This is a genomic window from Pseudomonas sp. P8_241 (genome assembly GCF_034008315.1).
Taxonomy (GTDB): Bacteria; Pseudomonadota; Gammaproteobacteria; order Pseudomonadales; family Pseudomonadaceae; genus Aquipseudomonas.
Window position 1 is genome coordinate 4,023,505 of the sequence record NZ_CP125377.1, and the last position, 19,240, is coordinate 4,042,744.

Sequence of the window (19,240 nt, forward strand, 5' to 3'; positions counted from 1 at the left end):
GAAGTGCTGATTATTGTGAAAATGGTTAAAGCCGGCACGGCGATGCGTGCCGACTACGTATTACATCAATGTTTCATTTTTTGATGGAAACAATCGTTCCTTTTCCACCCTCTAGTCGGAAGGAAAACGATACGCGGTCTCCAACCTTCAACCCTGCCAACTGATTTTCTGCCACGGAAAACGCCATGGTCATCGGTGGCCATTGCACCGCTGGAACGGCGCCGTGAGCGAGGGTTACCGTATGTTTTGCGGGATCAATAGCCTTGATCGTGCCCTCGGCACTGGCGACAGGCGTTTGCTTCGATTCCTGCTTCATTTCCATGCCTTCCATATCGTCCATTTTCATTCCCTGCATGTCCTCCGCTCGGGTAACAAGAGAGAACACAAGGGCAGTGCCGGCAACTGCAATAAGGGTCAATTTCATGCGATTTTTCCTTCCAGGGTGACGGGTTCTATTGGGAGATTTCGACGGCGCATCAAGCGATAGGCCGCCGGGATGACAAACAGGGAAAGCAAGGGCGCCGTGACCATACCGCCGACCATGGGTGCGGCGATGCGGCTCATCACTTCGCTACCCGTACCGCTGCCTAACAGGATGGGTAGCAGGCCGGCAATGATGACGGCCACCGTCATGGCCTTGGGGCGCACCCGCTGCACAGCGCCTTCACGAATCGCCGCAACCAGTCCGCGTTCAGAGCTGTCGCCAAGGTCTTCACGTTCGGCCCAGGCATTCTTCAGGTAGAGCAGCATGATCACGCCAAACTCCGCAGAGACACCGGCCAACGCGATAAAGCCGACCCCGGTAGCCACCGACAAGTTGAACCCCAGCAGGTAGAGGAACCATGCCCCTCCAGTCAGTGCAAATGGCAGCGTGGCCATGATCAACATGGCCTCATCAAAGCGGGCGAACGTCAGGTAGAGCAGCACGAAGATGATCAACAGCGTGGCCGGCACCACCAGTTTGAGGCGTGCGTTGGCCCTTTCGAGAAACTCGAACTGCCCCGAGTAGCTCAGGCTCATGCCGGGTTGCAACTTGACCTGCTCATTGACGGCCCGACGCAGATCGGCGACCACCGAAGCAATGTCCCTGCCTCGCACATCGATGTACACCCAACCTGAAGGCCGTGCGTTCTCGCTCTTGAGCATCGGCGGACCGTCGGTGATCCTAATCTTCGCCACAGTGCCAAGGGTGATCTGGCTGCCTGACGAGGTATAGACGGGCAATTGCTCCAGGGCACCCGGCGAGTCGCGCCATTCACGCGGATAACGTACGTTGATCGGAAAACGTGCAAGCCCTTCAATGGTCTCCCCGACATTTTCACCACCGATAGCGCCAGCCACGATGGACTGCACATCGGCGATATTCATGCCATAGCGGGCCGCTGCCTTACGGTCGATATCCACGTCGATATAGCGACCACCGGTCAGGCGCTCGGCCAAAGCCGAACTGACACCGGGCACGTCTTTGGCCACTCGCTCGACCGCCTGGGTGACCGCATCAATTTCCGTCAGGTTGGTGCCGGCAACCTTCACGCCGATTGGACTCTTGATACCCGTCGCCAGCATATCGATGCGGTTACGAATCGGCGGTATCCAGATGTTGGTCAGGCCGGGTACACGCACCACGCGGTCCAGTTCCTCCACCAATTTTTCCTGGGTCATGCCCGGACGCCATTGCTCATGGGGCTTGAACTGAATGGTGGTTTCAAACATTTCCAACGGTGCCGGGTCGGTGGCGGTCTCAGCACGGCCGGCCTTACCAAAGACGTGCTCAACCTCAGGCACTGTCTTGATCAAGCGATCCGTCTGTTGCAGCAGTTGCGCGGCTTTCTGCGCCGACAGCCCCGGCAGGGCAGATGGCATATAGAGCAGATCACCCTCGTCCAGTGGCGGAAGAAACTCTCCACCCAAACGAGACATTGGCCACAGCGCACTGACAAACACCAAGAGCGCCACCAGAAGAGTGACTCTGGGACGACGCAGCACCGCATTCAGGGCGGGTTGGTAGATCCGAATCAACCAACGGTTCAACGGGTTCTGTTGCTCACCCGGAATTCGCCCCCGAATCCAGTAGCCCATCAGCACCGGCACCAACGTGACCGACAACCCCGCCGCTGCGGCCATGGCATAGGTCTTGGTAAACGCCAACGGCCCGAACAGCCTGCCCTCCTGAGCCTCCAGCGTGAACACCGGAATGAATGACAACGTGATGATTAACAGACAAAAGAACAGCGCGGGGCCGACCTCTGCCGCCGCTTCGGTCACCACATTCCAATGCCGTTCACCCTTCAATTCCTCTCCAGGATTGGCCGTGTGCCACGCCTCGATTTTCTTGTGGGCGTTCTCGATCATCACCACCGCGGCATCGACCATGGCACCGATGGCGATAGCGATCCCGCCCAAGGACATGATGTTGGCGTTGATGCCCTGGTATCGCATGACGATGAAGGCCATCAGCACCCCGACCGGCAACGAAATGATCGCCACCAGGGATGAGCGCAAGTGCCAGAGAAAAATCCCGCAGACCAGCGCAACGACGATGAACTCTTCGAGCAGCTTGTGGCTGAGGTTTTCCACCGCGCGGTCGATCAGCTTACTGCGGTCGTAGGTGGTGACAATTTCCACGCCCGCCGGCAGACTGCTTTTCAGTTCATCGAGTTTGCTCTTGACCGCCGCAATGGTTTCGCGAGCATTCTTGCCGCTGCGCAAAATTACCACGCCGCCGACAGTCTCCCCTTCGCCGTCAAGTTCGCTGATGCCACGGCGCATTTCCGGGCCCAACTGGATCGTCGCGACATCGCCCAGGGTCACGGGTACGCCGCCCGCACCGAGCTTGAGCGGGATCGCCCGAAAGTCATTGAGCGACTTCAGGTAGCCGGAAGCGCGCACGATGAACTCGGTCTCAGCCATCTCAAGCACGGCACCACCAGTTTCCTGGTTGGCCTTGCCAATCGCCTCGGATACCTCGGCCTGAGTGATACCGAGGCTGGCCAGCTTGAGCGGATCAAGCTGCACCTGATACTGCTTGACCATGCCACCGACCGTAGCGACCTCCGCAACATTGGGCAGGGTCTTGAGTTCGAACTTGAGGAACCAGTCCTGAAGCGCGCGCAGTTGTGCCAGATCGTGCCCACCCGTGCGATCCACCAGTGCGTACTGGTAAATCCAGCCTACCCCCGTCGCATCCGGCCCCAACGCTGGTTTGGCACTCGCCGGCAAGCGGCTTTGTATCTGACTCAAGTATTCCAGAACCCGTGAACGGGCCCAGTACAGGTCGGTCCCGTCCTCGAACAGCACATACACAAAGCTGTCGCCAAAAAACGAGTAACCACGCACTGTTTTGGCACCCGGCACTGAAAGCATGGTGGTGGCCAACGGGTAGGTCACCTGGTTCTCGACGATTTGCGGGGCTTGTCCCGGAAATGGCGTACGGATGATGACTTGCACGTCAGAGAGGTCCGGCAGCGCATCAATGGGCGTGCTCTGTACCGACCAGATGCCCCACGCCGTGACGAACAAAGTCGCCAGCAGCACCAGGAACCGGTTGGCCACTGACCAGCGAATGAGGGCAGCGATCATGGCTGACCTCCCGATTTATCTAGGCGTTCGACCCGAAGACCATCGTCGGTCTGGCTCACAGCGACTTTGACCTTGTCCCCCGCCTTGAGGCCTTGTTTCAGCGCCGGGCTAGCAAGTGGAAACGTCATCGTCATGCCAGGCATGCCCAGCGTCTTGAAGGGACCATGGGCGAGCGTGACTTCTTTATCGTCGATCTCGACGATCTGCCCGTCAGCTTCATGCAAACCGGAGGTAGCTGTGTTGAGAGGCGACTCTTGCACTGAACCGGCCACGATCCCCTTGAGACTGGCCTCCGAGTCGAGCAGAAACTGACCCGACGTGACCACTTTCTGGCCTTCATCCAGACCGTTGACGATGGCCGTCTTGCCATCGCTTTCCTGGCCGATCTGCACTTCCACGGGGCGAAAGCGGCCCGCGTCTTCGGCCAACATCACCAAGGCACGTCGGCCGGTGCGAATGACGGCCTCGCTCGGTACCCACAACACACTTTGCTCGGTTGAACGGTTCAAACGTACTTGCGCGGTCAAACCGGGCCTGAGGCGTCCGTCCGGGTTGGGCAGTTCCACCCGCACCCGCAGGGTGCGGCTATCCAGGTTGGTTTCCGGCAGAATCGCACTGACCTTGCCGTTGACCTTTGTTCCTGGGAAGGCTGGTAATTGTGCTTCAACCGTTTGCCCCACGGTGATGGAGCCAGCTTCTGACTCTGGAACGGCCACCGCCAGCCAGACACGGCTCAAACCATTGACACGCGCTAGCGTCTCGCCTGCGGCGACGGTCATTCCCGCGCGGATGTTCAACTCCTGTATCACACCACCGATAGGGCTGGTCAGTGTCAGGTAAGGCTGAACCTTGCCGCCACGCTCTACCTGAGCGATCAGTGCTGCCGGCATGCCTGTGAGCCGAAGTCGTTCGCGGGCCGCCGCTATCAAGTCAGCATCACCATTGCGCTTGAGGGCAAGGAACTCTGTCTGTGCGGCCGCCCACTCTGGCACCAGAATATCCGCCAACGCCGCGTTGGCTTTAAGCAAATCACCGGGGGCATGGGCATAGACCCGCTCCACGAAGCCTGGGGTGCGGGCCTGTATTACGGCGACATCGCGTTCGTTGAAGGCCAGGACACCGGTTACGTTGAGGCTGGATTCAAAGACCCCACGGCTGACCGTCGCAAATCGCAGACCAAGATTCTGCGTCAGACCTGGATCGATGCTGACCGTGGCATGATCGCTACCTCCACTGGCGTATTGAGGGACCAGCTGCATGTCCATGAAGGGCGATTTGCCAGGCTTATCGAATTTTTGCTGCGGGTACATCGGGTCATACCAATACAGTGCCTTGCGTTCGTCCGGTGTATTCTGGCTTTGCTCAGAGGCAGTACCGGGCACACCGCTTATGCGTTGGTGAGCAAACCAATAGCCACCGGCAACTCCCAATACCATTGAAACACCCGCCAGCAATGCTCCGCTCCATTTGAGGTTCATTGGCTGGACTCCCCATAAGCAAAATAAAGTCGCGCACGGGTCAGCGCTCGCTGTTCCTCCACGTCGACTTGTTTGAGGCGAGCCTCAATGAGTTCACGCCTTGCGGCGACAACGGCATTCAAATCCCCTTTGCCAGCACGGTAGCTGGCCATGCTGAGTTCGACCTTTTCCCTGGCCAGTGGCACCAGGCTTTGCTCATTGCGCTGGACCGCACGATTCAGGCTGTCATAGTCAGCCAGTTCACTCTCCAGTTGCTGGGTATGCTCGCGTGACAAGGCTTCGCGCTCGGCCTCAAGCTGACTGAGTTCAGCCTTCTTGGCCGCGATTTTCGGGTTTTGGCGTGAGTCAGGAAACAGCGGCAGGTCCCAGGAAAATTGCACGCTGACCATGTCGCCGAACTGACGGTCGCGATGCTGATAATCAAGCTCCCAACTCCAGTCTGACTTCTTCTCCGCCTCTGCCTCCCGGACCTTGGCTTGCGCTTCAAGGGTCATCGGCCCATACGCGGCCAACTCGGGGTGGTGTTGTAGCTTATGGGAGACGTTCGAGGTATCGACCGGCCATTGCGGCAAGCTGCCCACAGGCTTTTCGTTGGCGGCAGACCCAATCCAGCGTTTGAGCGCCGCGCGCGCTTGAGCACGCTGGCGAATCAAATCGTCCTGCTGCTCTGCCAGTTGAGCCGCTTCCTGTTTGGGTGTTACAGCGTCGGCAGGTTGAGCGCGACCGCCGGCAATCTGCGCCCGGACGGTATCAGTCAGCAGCCGGTTTTCCTTGTAGAAGTCCTGGAACAGCGCGTCTTTGCGTTCAACCGAATAGCTGCTGATCCAGGCCAACGCTGTGGATTGGCGCACGTTCAGGCGTTCGACCCGACGCTCGGCGGCAGCGCGATCAACGGCGGAGTTGGCGACCTCGATACGGGCCTTGCGCTTGTCACTGTTGGGCATTTCCTGCCTGACCCCGACCATTTGCATAGTCATGAAGTCGTCGTTGATGCTCCAGCGGTCCGGGCCGCCGATGGGGTAGTTCTGTACACCGGCCAGCAACTTGGGGTCAGGTAATTCACCCGCTGGAATAGCCGCGCTGCTGGCGGCCTGTATTTTTGCATCCTGTGCAGCCAGCGACGGCGCGTTGTTTTCGGCCAGCCGCAATGCTTCGTCGAGTGTCAATGCGGCAGCGAAGCTCGGCAATGCCAGTACGCTTGCCGCTAGGCCGGCCACGAGGGACCAACCTGTGCAATAGCACTTGGAGTTCATGTTTACGATTCCTGTGATGATCCACTGCACGCGTCAAAAGACATGCGCACAGCTATGCCATCCCGCTAAAACGGGATGAGGCTCAATTTGGGACAGGAATCAGACGCGAGGCGGTCGCCATACCCCGGGCGAGGTGGGCACAGGTACGAAATCGCTGGAAAAGGGAAGCACTATGGGGCTGAACAAGGTAACAGGAGGTTTGAGGATCGAGACTTGCAGCATACCGCCTGTCTTGCATTCCTGACCTGGCTTGCAGGGTTTGCCGTGCTCGGTCGGGCTCTTCATGTCGTTGCAGCAGTCCATGCCCATGTCATCCATCATCGCCATGCCCATCGTCTTCATCGGGCACGGTTCCGGTGCCTGAACGCCCGCCATCCCGCTGAGGGGAAGCGCCAAGCTAATCACGAAGATGAGGAAAAACCGCAGATAGCGTTTCATGGGGTTGGAGTGTAGTCGTCAGAAATGGCACTAACAATCAATTGAGCACACGCTTGTAGCTGCCTTCCGCAAGGCGCTGATTGCGCGTGATATAAGCGCTTCAGTATTAAGCCAACATTACTTGGTCAGCCAGTTCACTATCTCCTGACGTATTACGGCGAACCTTCAACAGTGCGCAGTCGAAGGGGCATTATCAAATGTCCGCAAAGGGTCGATTTCTGCCCGTCACGAAGGACAGCAATCGATCTAGGCTGTCACATCAAAATAGTCCTCCCAACGCCGCTGGCTCCCAGTTCATGATCACTAGTTCACCACTGACTTCAGCTTTGCCTTGCCGCTGGTTGGTCGTGGTATAGCGGATGTCCAACGTCTCAACATGAAAGCCTTCAAACACCCGGCGAATGTCCGGGTGATCATTGATGCTGACCATCACCCTGCCCTTGCACCGCCGCATGAAGTCGGCCATGCGCTCATAGTTTTCGAACGGAAAATCCACCCCATACCCGGCGGTTTGCCAGTACGGCGGATCCATGTAGTGGAAGGTATGCGGCCGGTCGTAGCGCTCGGCGCACTCCAGCCAAGGCAGGTTCTCGACGTAGGTGCCGGACAGGCGTTGCCAGGCAGCTGAAAGGTTTTCTTCGATGCGCAGCAGGTTGATCGACGGGGTGGTGGTCGCAGTGCCGAAGGTCTGCCCGGACACCTTGCCCGCGAAGGCATGGTGCTGAAGGTAGAAAAATCGGGCGGCGCGCTGGATATCGGTGAGGGTTTCGACGCGGGTCATCTTCTGCCACTCGAACACCTGCCGTGAGCTGAGCGCCCATTTGAATTGCCGCACGAACTCTTCGAGATGGTTCTGCACCACGCGGTACAGGGTCACCAAGTCGCCATTGATGTCGTTGAGCACTTCCACTGGCGCTGCCTGAGGCCGCATGAAGTAGAGCGCGGCACCGCCGGCAAAGACTTCGACGTAGCATTCATGGGGTGGAAACAGCGGAATGAGGCGATCGGCCAGGCGGCGTTTGCCGCCCATCCAAGGGATGATAGGTGTAGACATGGATAGCAAGACCTTTACTGTATAAATAAACAGGTGCTAGGCTCGCTGTGCTTTGTGCACAGAGCAGGAGCCTTGGCGGGACTTGCAGGGTCAATCTGCGGGGACGGTGGCCAGTCTGGATGTTGACGCATCCAGCCTGACCGCTCCATTTACTTTTATTTTTGAAACGCTGACTCGGAACGACTTGCGCGCCCGGGCGATCAATCGGCCACTTCAAGTACCACTTTCTGTGGTTTGCCGGAGGCCTTGGCCTTGCCCTCCTTGCCGCCATTACACTCCACCGACACCGTCCATCCGGAAGGGGTGAAGGTGTGATCTACCGACTCCACCAAGTACTCGCCATCCAGCCCGCGCTTGAAGCCTTGCGCCTGAATCATGCATTCGGCAAACAGGTCGGTCCGGCCCGGCAAGTCGAGGCGCACCGAGGCGGTGGATCGGTTGAACGCGGCTAGGCGCGCCTTGGCCGCCTCGTCCGCCGCCGTACGGTCTGGGTAGAGATGGCGGTCGGTGTGCACCGGCGGCAAGCCCTCGGGCACGTTTGGATTGTCCAGGTGCGAGATCACTAGTTCGCCGCTGGCTGGGTCCTGGTACTGGGTACTGACTCCCTGATGGGTGCTGCGGTCGCTGAAGCGAAACTGCCAGCGCGTCACGTCATTGCGTTGCAAGGTGACTACAGCCAAGGCCTTGCCACTGGAGCTCTGCCCGCCCTGTCGCGGCAGGACCAGCAGCTTGCCGTCGGCCACCTTGGCGGTACAGTCGTGTTTCTTGGCCACGCGGGTGATGAAGTTGAAGTCGGATTCATTGAGCTGATCCATGCGCGGTATCCAGGTATCGACCGGGCACGACGGCTGCCAGCCATTGCGCGCCGCGACATCGCCGACGATCTGCGCCAGACTGACGTCCTCCCAACTGCCGCTGCGCGTAGTTTTGCCGCTGCCGCGCATGTCGCTGGCCTTGCCGCTGATCACCAAGGTGTCCGGTGGGCCGGAGACGGCCACTTCGTCCACGGTGTATCGGCCCATGCGGGTCAGGTCGGCGCCGGCATACCCCAAATGGACCTCGATGCTCGCGCCACGCACTGGCAGCGACACCGCGCCGTCGCGGTCATCGATGCGCAGCTCAAAGGAATCTGAGGCCATGCCGGGCCGATCAGACAGTTGCAGCGACACCAGACGATCATTGATTAGATTGGTGATGTCGGCACCGTCGGCCACGATACGAAAATTAGGTGTCATGGATTTTTCCAAAAAAAACCCGCACGAGGCGGGCAAGAAAGTAAGGAGTATTAAACGATGAGCGACACCAGTGTAGTTCATCAATCCCACAACGAAATGACGCTGTCCGGCTCGACCACCAGGTCCGGCAGCGTGATCAGCACGCCGGCCCGGAATGGCTGTGGCTCATCCGCCAACCCCTGATTGGCCGCCAGCACCGCCTCGACGCTGCGGTTCAGGTGGCCGTAATAGTGGTGGCACAGGGTGTCAAGCAAGTCCCCATCAGCCGTTCTGCAGGTCATCGCCATAACGCACAAACTCCAATGAAAAGCCCTGCTTGCGCGGGATCGCCCCGGGCAGCAAAGCGGTTTGCTCTTCTTCGATATTGGTCAACACCCAGTTGCCCAAGACCTCGCCATAACCGGTGGTGAGGTTCAGCGGCAACAACTTGGCACCAATGCTGCGCAGCCTATCCAGCTGTTTGAGTCCGCCTTTGAAGCTCGGGTAGATCGCGCCCTTGAGGGTGATTTTCTCCTCCCCCAGCCCCACGGCCTGCTGCGCCGGGCGCCGGGTCAAACGCTCCTGTGCGGCCCAGCGAAACGCGGTCTGCCGCCGCAGCTCGTCAAACGCCGCGGTGTCCAGGTTGAAGTAATACGGCCGCTCATTGGCCTTGAGCGGATAGAGAATCAGCAGGTGCGGAAACGGCTTCACCGCATCGGGGATCGGCGTCATGTCGCCAGCAAACCATTCGGTGGGGAAGATGTTGCCCAACGCGGCATTGGCCTTTCCGGCGACTTTGTTGAAGGCCGCGCCAAAGCGGCCGATCTGTTCGGTCAGCGCGGAAAAGTGCTCATCAAACTGTGCCAGCGCACGCTGGGTCTGGTTGTAGAAGCTGGACACCTTGCCGAGCTTGGCCTGCGCCGAGTTGATTGCGCTTTGCAGTCGTCGGGTCTTGTCACTGAGGTCATCGCTGAGAAACGGCAAACCTTCCAGTGCATCGGCTGCCCCGCTGATTTCATTGAGCGCGCCATTCATGGGCCCGGTCATCGACTCGATATCCGTGCGGCCGGCTTCACCGGCGTCGACCATAAACTTCAGGCCGCCCTGCAGGTGCTCCAGGTAGTTTTTTTCATCCGCCATCACTTTTCCCTAGCCCACATGAGGGGCATCAAACAACTGGCGGTCACGCGCTTCCCGGGCGAAGTCGTCAAACTGGCGCCGCAGGTACGGCATCATTTCTTGAACAAACTGCGCCGGGTCTTTCACATCGCCATGTACCTGAAAAACCGGGGCCGGGGCGAAGGTGAATTGCTGATCGACCTTCGGCCATTGGGGTGTCTTTGCTGCCGTGGTCGACATCAAGGCCGCCGCCGTCACGGGCGCGGCTGGAGTGTTTTCCATCGACCGCACGACCGCCCCCACCCCTTGGCCGGCGGCCATGGGCAAGATGCCGATGGGCGCTTTGGCCGGCGTGTCCCGCCCGCCAAGCAACGCCTTGCCCAGGGTCGCGCCCACGTCACCACCGCCCCATGCGCCGAGCGCGCCACCGATCATTCCGCCAATCGCGGTGCCGATCAGTGGAATGACCGATCCGATAGCTGCACCGGCCGCTGCACCCGCCAGACCACCGGCCAGGCTACCGGCCGCTTCGCCGTAGCCTTCGGCCTTTTCGTCACGGGTGGTCGCGTTCTGATACGTGTCCAACACCTGCACGCCGGCACCGACCGCCGCCAGTGCCCCACCCACTTTCAGGAAGCGGGTGCCGCGAGAGGCCCGACTTGCGGCACCCTTGCCCTTTCCTCTCTTCCGCTCTTTGCCGTGATCCGGAATGTCGTTACCGACGTCGTCGGCGTTGGTTACAAACACCCGCTGCACGATGTTGGACCTGTCGACCGAACCACGGGCGATGTTCATCAGCCCCCGGCCGATCTTCAACGCCGCCCAGGCCTTGCCCGCGAGCAAGGCACCGGCGCTCACCGCAGCCAGCCCCAGTACTACCTTGGGCGTTTCCTCGGACAACGCGGTCAAACCCCGCGCCGCCCCACCCAGCCCGGTCGCCAGTGCATCCGTCGCCGGTCGCAGGGCGTCACCGATGGCCCGCAGCGAATCGTTGAACGCCTGACCGGTTTCGGCCCAGCGTTGTGACGAGGCTTCGCGCCGTTCATTAAGGTTTTTGTCGAGAATGTTCTTGCGCAGACCGTTGGGGTTTACCGCATCGCGTTTCAGCTCGGCATACAGTTTTTTGTTTTGGGTGTACGCCATCAGCGCGGTCTTCACCTGCATGTCGGCAAACACGTCGCCCGTACGCAGGGTCGCGGCCAGCGCGTCGGCCATCACTTGCGCCTTGGCCGGATCGGTCTCCTGGCTGATCTGGGTCAGCCCGTGCTCCAGCTGTTGAGCCTTTTTCGGGTCGGTCTTGGCCACGTACTGACGAGCCAGTTCAAAGCTCGCTTCCAGGGTCGAAAGCCCCTTGCCAAGGGCGGCATTCATCGAGCCCTGATAGTCGATGCCGGCATCGGCATAACCCTTCACCGTTTCCCCGGAACCGATTTTCGCGATCCAGTTTTTCAGGTTGTTCGCTGCCTCATCGGCACTGCCGGCGCTCTTGATCTGCACCTGCAACATGGCGCCTAGCTGGGTCACCGCATCCTGCCCAGTGATGCCGCTGCTGGCCATCTGCGCCAGTAGTTCCGGAAACCACTTGGCCATGTCGGCCGCCTCGAAGCTGCCTTGCTGGCCCAGTAACGCCACCGATGCCAAGGCCTGTTCCATTTTTTGCGGGTCGGTGATCTTGGCGTTGTTCTGCATCGCCAGAATCATCTTCGCCGTGTCGGTGCCCGAGGCGCCCTGCCCGACTGCAAACTTGGCGGCTACCGGGGCGTACTTCAGCGCCTCTGCCAAGTCCATACCGCCACCGACCAGTTGGTTCACCAGGTCAGCCACCTGGGTGTTGGCCATGCCGGTGTCTTTTGAGGTTCGGACGATGTCGCGGACAGTGTCCACTTCCTCTTGGGTGTTGGCGGTACCGGACTTGATCGCGATGTCGCGAATAATCGCCTGAAAATCGGCGCTGACTTTGGTCGGCACCGCCGCTAGGGTGGTGCCGGCCACCGCCGTGCCAAATCCGCTGCGCAGACTCTCTTGCCCTTCTTGGACCTGCGCCATGCCTTGCGCTTTGAACTCGGCACTGCGCACCACCTTGCCCAGCGCCAGATACTCCTGACGCAGGCGACCCACCTCAATACCCTGCTTGCGCAGACTGGTGTTGTTGGCCTCGAGCTTTTTCAGCAGCGCGCCGGCATTGGCCGCGCCGCTGTCATGGGCTTTTTTCCATTCCTCGCGCAGGCGCATGGTCTCGCCGATGACTTTCTGCAAGCCCTTGGCGCGTACGGTTTGCGCCTCGAGCTTTTTCATTTCGCCGCTGACGTTTTTGAAGGCGGCGCCCAAGGATGAATCCACGGCGCCGCCAATCACCAGCCCGAGCGAGAGTTTGTTCGCCATGCAGGGTACCTGTTTGCAAAGGGGGTTGGGCTCAGTCCGTGAGCCACCAGACCATCTCGGAAAACGACAGCCCCTGAATCTCGGCCGCCGAAAAATTCAGCTCGACGGCCAAACGTTTAGCCAGGGCTTTTTGCAGCTTGGGGTTAAACCCCGTCATCTGCTCCCACACGAAAATAGGCGGTCTGCAGACGACGGTAATCCCGCATCAGCAGCCCCTCCAGATCTGCGCGGCCGATGCTCGCCAAACTGCAAAACAGGACCATCTCCTGCTCTTCTTCGTTGGTCCCACCCTGCAACGTGGCGGCGCGCATCTCGCGCACTGTCGGTTCACGCAGGGTCAGTTTGTCGACCTGAATGCCATTCGCCTGGCTCGCTTTGGATAACATGATGGTGGCAATACCATCGCCCAGTTGCAGCCACTTGGGCAGGACGTTGTCTTTTGTATTGCTCATGGTGTGGCTCCTTACATGCCCAGGGCAGACCGCACGGCGGCCAGTTGGTCGACACCGTCGATGACGCGGATCGAGTTGAGGGGATCGATTTCAAACATCACGCTGCCGTCGATCTCCAGTTTGTAATAGGTCACCGCGACGGCGTACTTGAACTCGCCTTTTTCACCCGGTTTCCAGTCCCCCGGATCGACTTCCTTGAGGCTGCCGCGCAGGGTGGCGACCACCGACTTGACCGAGCCTTTCTGGCCTTTGAATGCGCCGCGGAACGAGGCGTTGAATCCGGTCAGGTCAGACTGGCCAAAGAACTTCAGCACTTCGCGGCGCACGCCATTGGTGAGGAAGCTCGCTTCCAGCTTTTCCATACCCATGTCGAGTTCCACCGCGGCGTCCATACCACCCGCTCTGTACTCGTCGGTTTTGAGGGTCAGCTTGGGCAGGGTCAGGCTCGGCACATCGCCTTGCAGGCTGATGCCGTCGACGAACAGATTGGTGTTGTAGAGCACTTCCGGAATCATAAAGCGGCCTCCTTAGGCAGCGGTATCCAGCACTTCAGTGATCCACTGATCGGTCACCTCCACGCGGAAATTCGGGTTTTCGGCCGGCGGCACGTCGGTGAAACGGATGTTCCAGTACACCTTGCCGTCGCTGAGTTCGCTGGACGTATTCAGCTCCTCGTCGGCATACACCTCGAAGTTAATGATCGCGCCCTGATTTTTCAGGTCGCGCATGAACGCCTGCAGGCCTTCGGTCACGTCCTTGACGTAGGTCGCGGTGATCGAGCGGTCCACCGCCCACTTGTGTGCGTAGAGGATGGCGTCCATGACGATATCCAGCGTGCGCACACGGGTGACGAACTTCCATTTCGGGTCGCTGGACAGCGTACGGTTGCCCCACAGCCGGTAGCCGTCATCACGAATGATCGTGGTAATGTTGGCGTTGTTCAGCAGGTTGGCCCGGCAAGAGGGATCGCCGTCTAGAAACTCAATCGGCCGCGTGGTGCCCGTGATGCCGACGAATTCCTTGTTCGACGGCGAAGCCCAGAAACCGTAAGTGGCATCGGTCCAGGCAAACAAACCGGCGGTCCAGGCCGAAGCCGGCGCGTTGATCGTGGCACTGGTCCCGGTGTCCCAGAACTGCACCCCCGGATCGACCATGTAGGCATGCTTGCTGCCGAAGTTGGCGGCATACTCAATGGCCGCTTCGTCGGTGGTGTTCGGCCCGTCAATGATGGCCATGGCGCGCATCTTGTCGCCCAGCGCGACCAGCTCGGTGGCTACCGCCAGCGTCGCCGAGTACTGCGGCGTCACCAACAGCCGCGGCTGTGCGTTGAATTGGCTTTTGCCGTTGAGCAACGCCTGCATGCCGGTCCGGCTACCGTCGGCCCATACCCCGCCGATGATGGCCGACAGTTGCTCCGCCTCGTCCTCCAGGACGGGCACACCGACGGCAACAATCACGGCCTTGGCCCGTTTGAAAATGGCCTTGCAGTCCTGGGTGATCGCCGCATCCGGGCCCCAGGCGGCAACCGCTTCGCTTTCGCGAGTAATCAGCAGCAGTTCGTTGGCCGCGGCGGCGGCCGGTGGCCCCACGGTGAAGGTGTTGCACAGGCCGATGATCGATGCGGACGGAGTGGCAATATGACGTGCCCCGGTGTCCACCAGCGTCACGGTGACGCCGTGAAAGAAACTCATAGTGTGATCTCCAGAAACGAAAAAGCCCCGCATAAGCGAGGCAGTGAATGAGGTGACACCCAAACTGAAACTTTTGTTAAGCAGCCGGCCTTACTGGACGCAGGGTGGAATCCGGAAAGGCTTGTGACTGGGGCCAATTGCGAAGGTCCACGCGGTACTGGCGCCACTGAGTCGGTGTACCCACGGATGCAGGGTCAGCGTCCTCGGCCTTCAGCAGCTCGACATCGGCAACCTTCAGCTCGCTGTCACGCCACGACCGTTCGGTGTTAATGATGTGGACCGGAAGGTTGGGGCTTGGAGGAAGGGTCGACACATCAATGTCGTTTTCTTCAATGTACCCAAACACAGCCAACGTAGCCGGCGCTGTATCGTCCGGGTTTGCACTGAACGGAATCCACCCATACGTTTCGTGAAGAATTTCACAGTCAACAATCCCATCCTGAAACTGGGTTAACTCCCTGACTTGGTAGGCATAGGGTGGCGGGACTTCAGGTGGAGGCGGCGGTGGAGGTGGATCAAAGGGTTCTACAATTGGATCGTTATCAATGTCGTCAGGCAATGTGAAACCCTCATGAATAGAGTGCTGTAAGCGGAACTTGCCGAATTGAGATAAGCCGTTAAGTGCCCAGTAAAAGGCGCTTAATTCGTCAGGCAACCCTCATGCACAGGGTCACGGAGTCACCGGTCGAGGCATCCGAGTCGTTAACGCCGCCCATCAACATCCAAGTACCCGCCGGATTGCCATGATTCGACGTCGCCTGGCAGTCGGAAAAGAGCAGGTTTACCGCTGCAACCAAGGTGCCTGGCGCAGTGAGACCATTGCCACCGACTCGAAAGAGGCCATAGGTGCCTACTCCACCCACAGGCTGACTGCCAAGGGTGGACATGAGGCTCCAGAAGGTTGGGAAGTTGGCGGCTAGGTAGGTGCTTAACCATCCGCCCCATGTAGGGCCATAGGAGTTGCCAAGGGCATCGAAAGTCGCAGTGCCGTAGCCGGTGGATACACCAACACCCGAGTAGAGGCCGGTATGTCCAGTAATGTTGGCCTGCGCAATGATGTTGTTCCAGAAGGTGCCATCACCCGATACGGTGATTCCGTTGACAAACGCAGGGGCTTTCAAGAGGGCAAGGCCACCAAGATCGGTGGTATCAACCGTAACCTTCAAGCCTGTGTCCGACCATCCGATGAAAATCTTGCTATTGCCTTGTCCGGTACCGCCACCTTGCTGGACTGGGGTGAAGCCGAGGGCGGGTTGATATGAGACGGGGTTAAAGTTTTCACTGTCCCAAACCGTAACCCACGGTTCCCAAACACCGGCATTCATGCTCCGCTCATATCTAGGGCCGCCAACAGTGAACGCCTCTTGAAATGCATATTCCCCCGGCGCACCCGCGGACACACGAATCCAGCCGTAATACTCATCTTGCGGCCCCCCCGTGCCAGCACTCACGTAATAAAGCGCGCTAATGAGGCTTAAGAGGTCAATATTTCCATTAGGTAGGCTAAGAGCCGGTCCTCCCACCCCGAAGGCTCCAACCATCATCAACGCCTGAGCCGTGACATCATCAGAGCTAATTTGCGCATTTTTGTACGCGGCGGTCCCCAGCCCCAGATCATCACCAGTCAACTGGTCACCCGCTGTCACCAAACCTTTTTCATCAACGGTAACGCTGGAATAGGTGCCCGCCACAACGCCGCTATCGACCAACGTTATTGCTATGTCAGCGTCGTCGGTTCCATCAAACGACGCGCTGCCGGTGGCCGCCCCGGTGATGCGCAGCGTACGCTCTGTTTCCAGTTGGGTGGCCGCCACGGCAGTACCGTCCACGGGCAAAGCATCGGTGATGCCGTAACCGTCGAGGGTGGTCGGGTTGGTGCCGGCGATCACCCGGCCAAGGGCATCCACGGTGACACTGCGAAAGGTATCCACACCGGCCCCGCTGCCACCCGCAATCAGTTCGAATTGCAAACCGGTGGTGCCAAGGGTAACCGGCGCGTCGGTGACCAGTTGCCAGAGGCTGTCGCCGTTGACAGTGCCCTGCTCCACCTGAATAAACAGTCCCGGAGTCACTTCCAGGCTGTTGTCGGCATCGGCCGCCCGTTCCCAGCCTTCGGCGCTGACAACATAGACACCGTTGTCCTGTGCCTCTTCTTGCGCGGTCACCAGCACGCGATCCCCCACCACCACCGCCACGTCATCGATGGTTTGCACATTGCTCAGGGCAATGGCGGCAGTCGCCGCCACCCGCGCTGACTGCTTGTGATCCAGTTTGGCCAGCGCCTCGCTGATAGCCAGATCGACGTATTCACGCGTGGCCAGCACCACCGCCGGATCGATCTTCAGCACGATGTTCGCCGAGCTGCTGACGATGAAGTTCATCCGCACGACCTGGGTCTTGCCACTGCCTTGGTCGAGCAATGGCTTGTAGCTCGGCGCACAGTTGGCCACCGCCACCAGGTCGCCGTCGACATCGTACAGGCCGATTTCGCGGATCCACTCACCGCCGACTTCCGGCGGAATGATCTGCTCGGTGATCACGGTGTTGGGATTGGCCGGATCGACGCGGATCTGGTTGATCGGCGCCCGGCGCCATTCGTGGATCAACTGAGTTTGCAGACGGTCGGGTATCGGGTCGGTGCCGTTGGCATCCCCCAGGCCCATCTCGGTGAACATCCAGTCCAGGCCCATGGCGATGGCATTGGCATGCTTGGCTTCACCGACCGCCGTGAGAATGGCAAAAAACTGACTGGTTTTATCAATCATAGGGATAAACATCCAAAGTATCGGTTTCATCGACGCACAGCGCCGGGCCAAAAGAGCCGGTCACGTCGATGTCTTTCGGCGCCGGGGGGTACACATCGATTTCTTCGCCTTCTTGCACACACACGGCAATGCCCAGCACCCCTTCGGTTTGCAGACTGAGCGCCAGATGGGTCATGTGCCGGCTGACCGGACGGGCGTCATCGATCAGCCACGCCAGTTCCTCGTACAATTCCTCGGTGATGCCGGCATCATTCAGCCCCACCTCGAGGGAAAAGGTACCGGGCACGCCTTCCGGCACGGTGTCGAACCACTCGACCACGTCGATCAGGTAGCCCAAGGGCTCGACCACCCGGCGCAATGAACCGATGGTGCCTTTGCGTGCGTGCACGTCGTAGGCCGACCGGATCGCCGTGCGCTTGGCCTCCGGTGTCCAGGTGTTATTCCAGCGGTCCACCGACCAGGACCAGGCCAGGTACGGCATCAAGTGTTCGGGGCAGGTATCGGCGTTGTACAAACTGCGCAGCGGTATCAACGTGTTTTCGTGGTTGGCCGCTTCCACGGCCAGCTCCAGCGGCGTGCTGTTGAGCGGTAACTGGCTGCTCATGTCAGGCTCCCAGCGTCACGCTGTAACCGGTGCAATACGCCGCCTCGGACTTGCTCGGTTTGATGTCGGCCCAGTCCAGCAGCTCGACTCGGGCGATACCGGGTATGTGCAACTGTGCATCGATCCCCGAGCGCGCCACTTCCAAGCCCAGGCGACGACGCGGGTTGATCCACTCGCTCAGGCGTTTCTGGCTTTCGGCCAGATAGGCTTCGTTTTCCGGACCGGGTGCCTGCGGGTACAGCACCGCTTCAATGCGGTAGTCGATCACCACAGCACTCTGCACTGTGAGACGGTCGGCCACGGGCCGGACGTCTTCATCATTGAGGTGCAGCCGGACCTCTTCCAGCAGCTCCGGCGAGGCGGCGCCACTGCCGTCCAGGCTGAGCACGGTGACCACTACCTCCGCCGGTGCCGGACTTTCCGCCGTGGCATCGGCCACCAGCCCCGAGGCGTTGCGGGCATGCAGGATGTAGCTGTTGCGCGGTCCGGCGGTGGTCAAGCCTTCATACGACATCTGCACCCGCTCGCGAAGGGCATCGTCTTCCTCCAGCACCTGCGGCGTCGGCGGCACCGTGCTCGAATCTCCCGCCTGAATCACCAGACGCTGCAGATTGACGTTGGCGGCCAGGTGATCGAGGTCGCCGCGCACGGCGTGGGCCAACAGCAAGGCCTTGCCCGCGTCGTTGACCCGCGCCCGATTCTGCACGGCGCCGTACGCGGCCTGTTCGATCAGCTTGAGCACCGGGTCGCTTTCCAGTTCCGCGCTCCAGTTGTCGCCCATGCTCAGGCGGAAGGCTTCCAGCTTCTCCTGGTAGACCACTTCAAAGTCAAGGTCCTCCAGCACTTGCGGCGGCGGCAGTGCTGCCAGTTCCATGGTCATGCGGACACCTCCAAAGTCACATCACTGCCCAGGTACTGCCCGGTCAGCTCGAACGTAATACGCCCGTCGAGGATGGCCACGGCGCGCACCCGGCCCAGCTTCAGGCGTGGCTCCCACCGCCCGAGCGTGCTCGCCACTTCGGCCTGCACGGCACTTTTCCAGCCGTCATTGACCGGCAGGTCGACAAAGCGCCGCAGCTTGCTGCCGTATTCCGAGCGCATGCGCCGGCTGCCCAACGGCGTGGACAAAATGTCCTCGATGGACTGGCGCAGGTGATCGAGGCCGGAAATGAGCTGACCGGTGCGGCGGTCCAAGCCGATCATCCCAAGCA

At 60.0% G+C, this 19,240-nt stretch carries 18 protein-coding genes; all 18 read right to left on the reverse strand.

All coding sequences use genetic code 11. The features are described 5' to 3' along the window. Window positions 1–73: 73 nt before the first annotated feature. The gene (locus tag QMK58_RS18010; protein WP_320395169.1) at window positions 74–424 is read right to left on the reverse strand and encodes a copper-binding protein; all 351 of its coding nucleotides are present in this window, start codon (window positions 422–424) and stop codon (window positions 74–76) included. After that, a complete protein-coding gene (locus QMK58_RS18015) occupies window positions 421–3,579 on the reverse strand; it encodes an efflux RND transporter permease subunit (RefSeq protein ID WP_320395170.1) in 3,159 nt (1,052 codons plus the stop codon). The genes QMK58_RS18010 and QMK58_RS18015 overlap by 4 nt, the downstream gene beginning before the upstream one ends. Further along, complete coding sequence (locus tag QMK58_RS18020) at window positions 3,576–5,057, reverse strand: efflux RND transporter periplasmic adaptor subunit (RefSeq protein ID WP_320395171.1); 1,482 nt, start codon at window positions 5,055–5,057, stop codon at window positions 3,576–3,578. The genes QMK58_RS18015 and QMK58_RS18020 overlap by 4 nt, the downstream gene beginning before the upstream one ends. After that, window positions 5,054–6,310: a TolC family protein gene (locus tag QMK58_RS18025; protein ID WP_320395172.1), complete on the reverse strand. Its 1,257-nt coding sequence runs from the start codon at window positions 6,308–6,310 to the stop codon at window positions 5,054–5,056. Before QMK58_RS18025 ends, QMK58_RS18020 begins: the two co-directional genes overlap by 4 nt. Window positions 6,311–6,409: 99 nt before the next feature. Next, window positions 6,410–6,748 (reverse strand): hypothetical protein, encoded by a 339-nt coding sequence (locus QMK58_RS18030; protein WP_320395173.1) that lies wholly within the window; start codon window positions 6,746–6,748, stop codon window positions 6,410–6,412. Window positions 6,749–7,007: 259 nt separating this feature from the next. Then, window positions 7,008–7,802 (reverse strand): DNA adenine methylase, encoded by a 795-nt coding sequence (locus tag QMK58_RS18035; protein ID WP_320395174.1) that lies wholly within the window; start codon window positions 7,800–7,802, stop codon window positions 7,008–7,010. A 200-nt stretch (window positions 7,803–8,002) separates the two neighbouring features. Further along, complete coding sequence (locus QMK58_RS18040; protein WP_320395175.1) at window positions 8,003–9,037, reverse strand: phage late control D family protein; 1,035 nt, start codon at window positions 9,035–9,037, stop codon at window positions 8,003–8,005. A gap of 80 nt (window positions 9,038–9,117) precedes the next feature. Beyond that, complete coding sequence (locus QMK58_RS18045) at window positions 9,118–9,324, reverse strand: tail protein X (protein ID WP_104449514.1); 207 nt, start codon at window positions 9,322–9,324, stop codon at window positions 9,118–9,120. Continuing rightward, window positions 9,299–10,156: a phage tail protein gene (locus tag QMK58_RS18050; RefSeq protein ID WP_320395176.1), complete on the reverse strand. Its 858-nt coding sequence runs from the start codon at window positions 10,154–10,156 to the stop codon at window positions 9,299–9,301. Before QMK58_RS18050 ends, QMK58_RS18045 begins: the two co-directional genes overlap by 26 nt. 9 nt (window positions 10,157–10,165) lie before the next feature. Further along, the gene (locus tag QMK58_RS18055) at window positions 10,166–12,517 is read right to left on the reverse strand and encodes a phage tail tape measure protein (protein WP_320395177.1); all 2,352 of its coding nucleotides are present in this window, start codon (window positions 12,515–12,517) and stop codon (window positions 10,166–10,168) included. A 143-nt stretch (window positions 12,518–12,660) separates the two neighbouring features. Continuing rightward, the gene (locus QMK58_RS18060) at window positions 12,661–12,969 is read right to left on the reverse strand and encodes a phage tail assembly protein (protein WP_320395178.1); all 309 of its coding nucleotides are present in this window, start codon (window positions 12,967–12,969) and stop codon (window positions 12,661–12,663) included. An 11-nt stretch (window positions 12,970–12,980) separates the two neighbouring features. Beyond that, entirely contained in the window at window positions 12,981–13,484 is a 504-nt protein-coding gene (locus QMK58_RS18065; protein WP_159390087.1) for a phage major tail tube protein, read from the reverse strand. A gap of 12 nt (window positions 13,485–13,496) precedes the next feature. Beyond that, on the reverse strand, window positions 13,497–14,660 hold the full coding sequence (locus QMK58_RS18070) for a phage tail sheath family protein (RefSeq protein ID WP_320395179.1): 1,164 nt from the start codon (window positions 14,658–14,660) through the stop codon (window positions 13,497–13,499). Between the two features lie 76 nt (window positions 14,661–14,736). Continuing rightward, window positions 14,737–15,315, reverse strand: a complete 579-nt coding sequence (locus tag QMK58_RS18075) for a phage tail assembly chaperone (RefSeq protein ID WP_320395180.1) — start codon at window positions 15,313–15,315, stop codon at window positions 14,737–14,739. Next, on the reverse strand, window positions 15,308–17,425 hold the full coding sequence (locus QMK58_RS18080; RefSeq protein ID WP_320395181.1) for a phage tail protein: 2,118 nt from the start codon (window positions 17,423–17,425) through the stop codon (window positions 15,308–15,310). The genes QMK58_RS18075 and QMK58_RS18080 overlap by 8 nt, the downstream gene beginning before the upstream one ends. Further along, complete coding sequence (locus QMK58_RS18085) at window positions 17,418–18,029, reverse strand: phage tail protein I (protein ID WP_320395182.1); 612 nt, start codon at window positions 18,027–18,029, stop codon at window positions 17,418–17,420. The genes QMK58_RS18080 and QMK58_RS18085 overlap by 8 nt, the downstream gene beginning before the upstream one ends. Before the next feature lies 1 nt (window position 18,030). After that, window positions 18,031–18,909, reverse strand: a complete 879-nt coding sequence (locus QMK58_RS18090) for a baseplate J/gp47 family protein (protein ID WP_320395183.1) — start codon at window positions 18,907–18,909, stop codon at window positions 18,031–18,033. Continuing rightward, window positions 18,906–19,232: a GPW/gp25 family protein gene (locus QMK58_RS18095; RefSeq protein WP_320395184.1), complete on the reverse strand. Its 327-nt coding sequence runs from the start codon at window positions 19,230–19,232 to the stop codon at window positions 18,906–18,908. Before QMK58_RS18095 ends, QMK58_RS18090 begins: the two co-directional genes overlap by 4 nt. Window positions 19,233–19,240 lie beyond the last annotated feature (8 nt).

Coding starts and splice junctions, on each gene's coding strand:
- QMK58_RS18055 (WP_320395177.1), bottom strand. CDS start 12,517: ATGGCGAACAAACTCTCGCTCGGGCTGGTGATTGGCGGCGCCGTGGAT.
- QMK58_RS18080 (WP_320395181.1), bottom strand. CDS start 17,425: ATGATTGATAAAACCAGTCAGTTTTTTGCCATTCTCACGGCGGTCGGT.
- QMK58_RS18020 (WP_320395171.1), bottom strand. CDS start 5,057: ATGAACCTCAAATGGAGCGGAGCATTGCTGGCGGGTGTTTCAATGGTA.
- QMK58_RS18095 (WP_320395184.1), bottom strand. CDS start 19,232: ATGATCGGCTTGGACCGCCGCACCGGTCAGCTCATTTCCGGCCTCGAT.
- QMK58_RS18090 (WP_320395183.1), bottom strand. CDS start 18,909: ATGACCATGGAACTGGCAGCACTGCCGCCGCCGCAAGTGCTGGAGGAC.
- QMK58_RS18070 (WP_320395179.1), bottom strand. CDS start 14,660: ATGAGTTTCTTTCACGGCGTCACCGTGACGCTGGTGGACACCGGGGCA.
- QMK58_RS18085 (WP_320395182.1), bottom strand. CDS start 18,029: ATGAGCAGCCAGTTACCGCTCAACAGCACGCCGCTGGAGCTGGCCGTG.
- QMK58_RS18015 (WP_320395170.1), bottom strand. CDS start 3,579: ATGATCGCTGCCCTCATTCGCTGGTCAGTGGCCAACCGGTTCCTGGTG.
- QMK58_RS18065 (WP_159390087.1), bottom strand. CDS start 13,484: ATGATTCCGGAAGTGCTCTACAACACCAATCTGTTCGTCGACGGCATC.
- QMK58_RS18035 (WP_320395174.1), bottom strand. CDS start 7,802: ATGTCTACACCTATCATCCCTTGGATGGGCGGCAAACGCCGCCTGGCC.
- QMK58_RS18040 (WP_320395175.1), bottom strand. CDS start 9,037: ATGACACCTAATTTTCGTATCGTGGCCGACGGTGCCGACATCACCAAT.
- QMK58_RS18030 (WP_320395173.1), bottom strand. CDS start 6,748: ATGAAACGCTATCTGCGGTTTTTCCTCATCTTCGTGATTAGCTTGGCG.
- QMK58_RS18025 (WP_320395172.1), bottom strand. CDS start 6,310: ATGAACTCCAAGTGCTATTGCACAGGTTGGTCCCTCGTGGCCGGCCTA.
- QMK58_RS18050 (WP_320395176.1), bottom strand. CDS start 10,156: ATGGCGGATGAAAAAAACTACCTGGAGCACCTGCAGGGCGGCCTGAAG.
- QMK58_RS18010 (WP_320395169.1), bottom strand. CDS start 424: ATGAAATTGACCCTTATTGCAGTTGCCGGCACTGCCCTTGTGTTCTCT.
- QMK58_RS18060 (WP_320395178.1), bottom strand. CDS start 12,969: ATGAGCAATACAAAAGACAACGTCCTGCCCAAGTGGCTGCAACTGGGC.
- QMK58_RS18045 (WP_104449514.1), bottom strand. CDS start 9,324: ATGGCGATGACCTGCAGAACGGCTGATGGGGACTTGCTTGACACCCTG.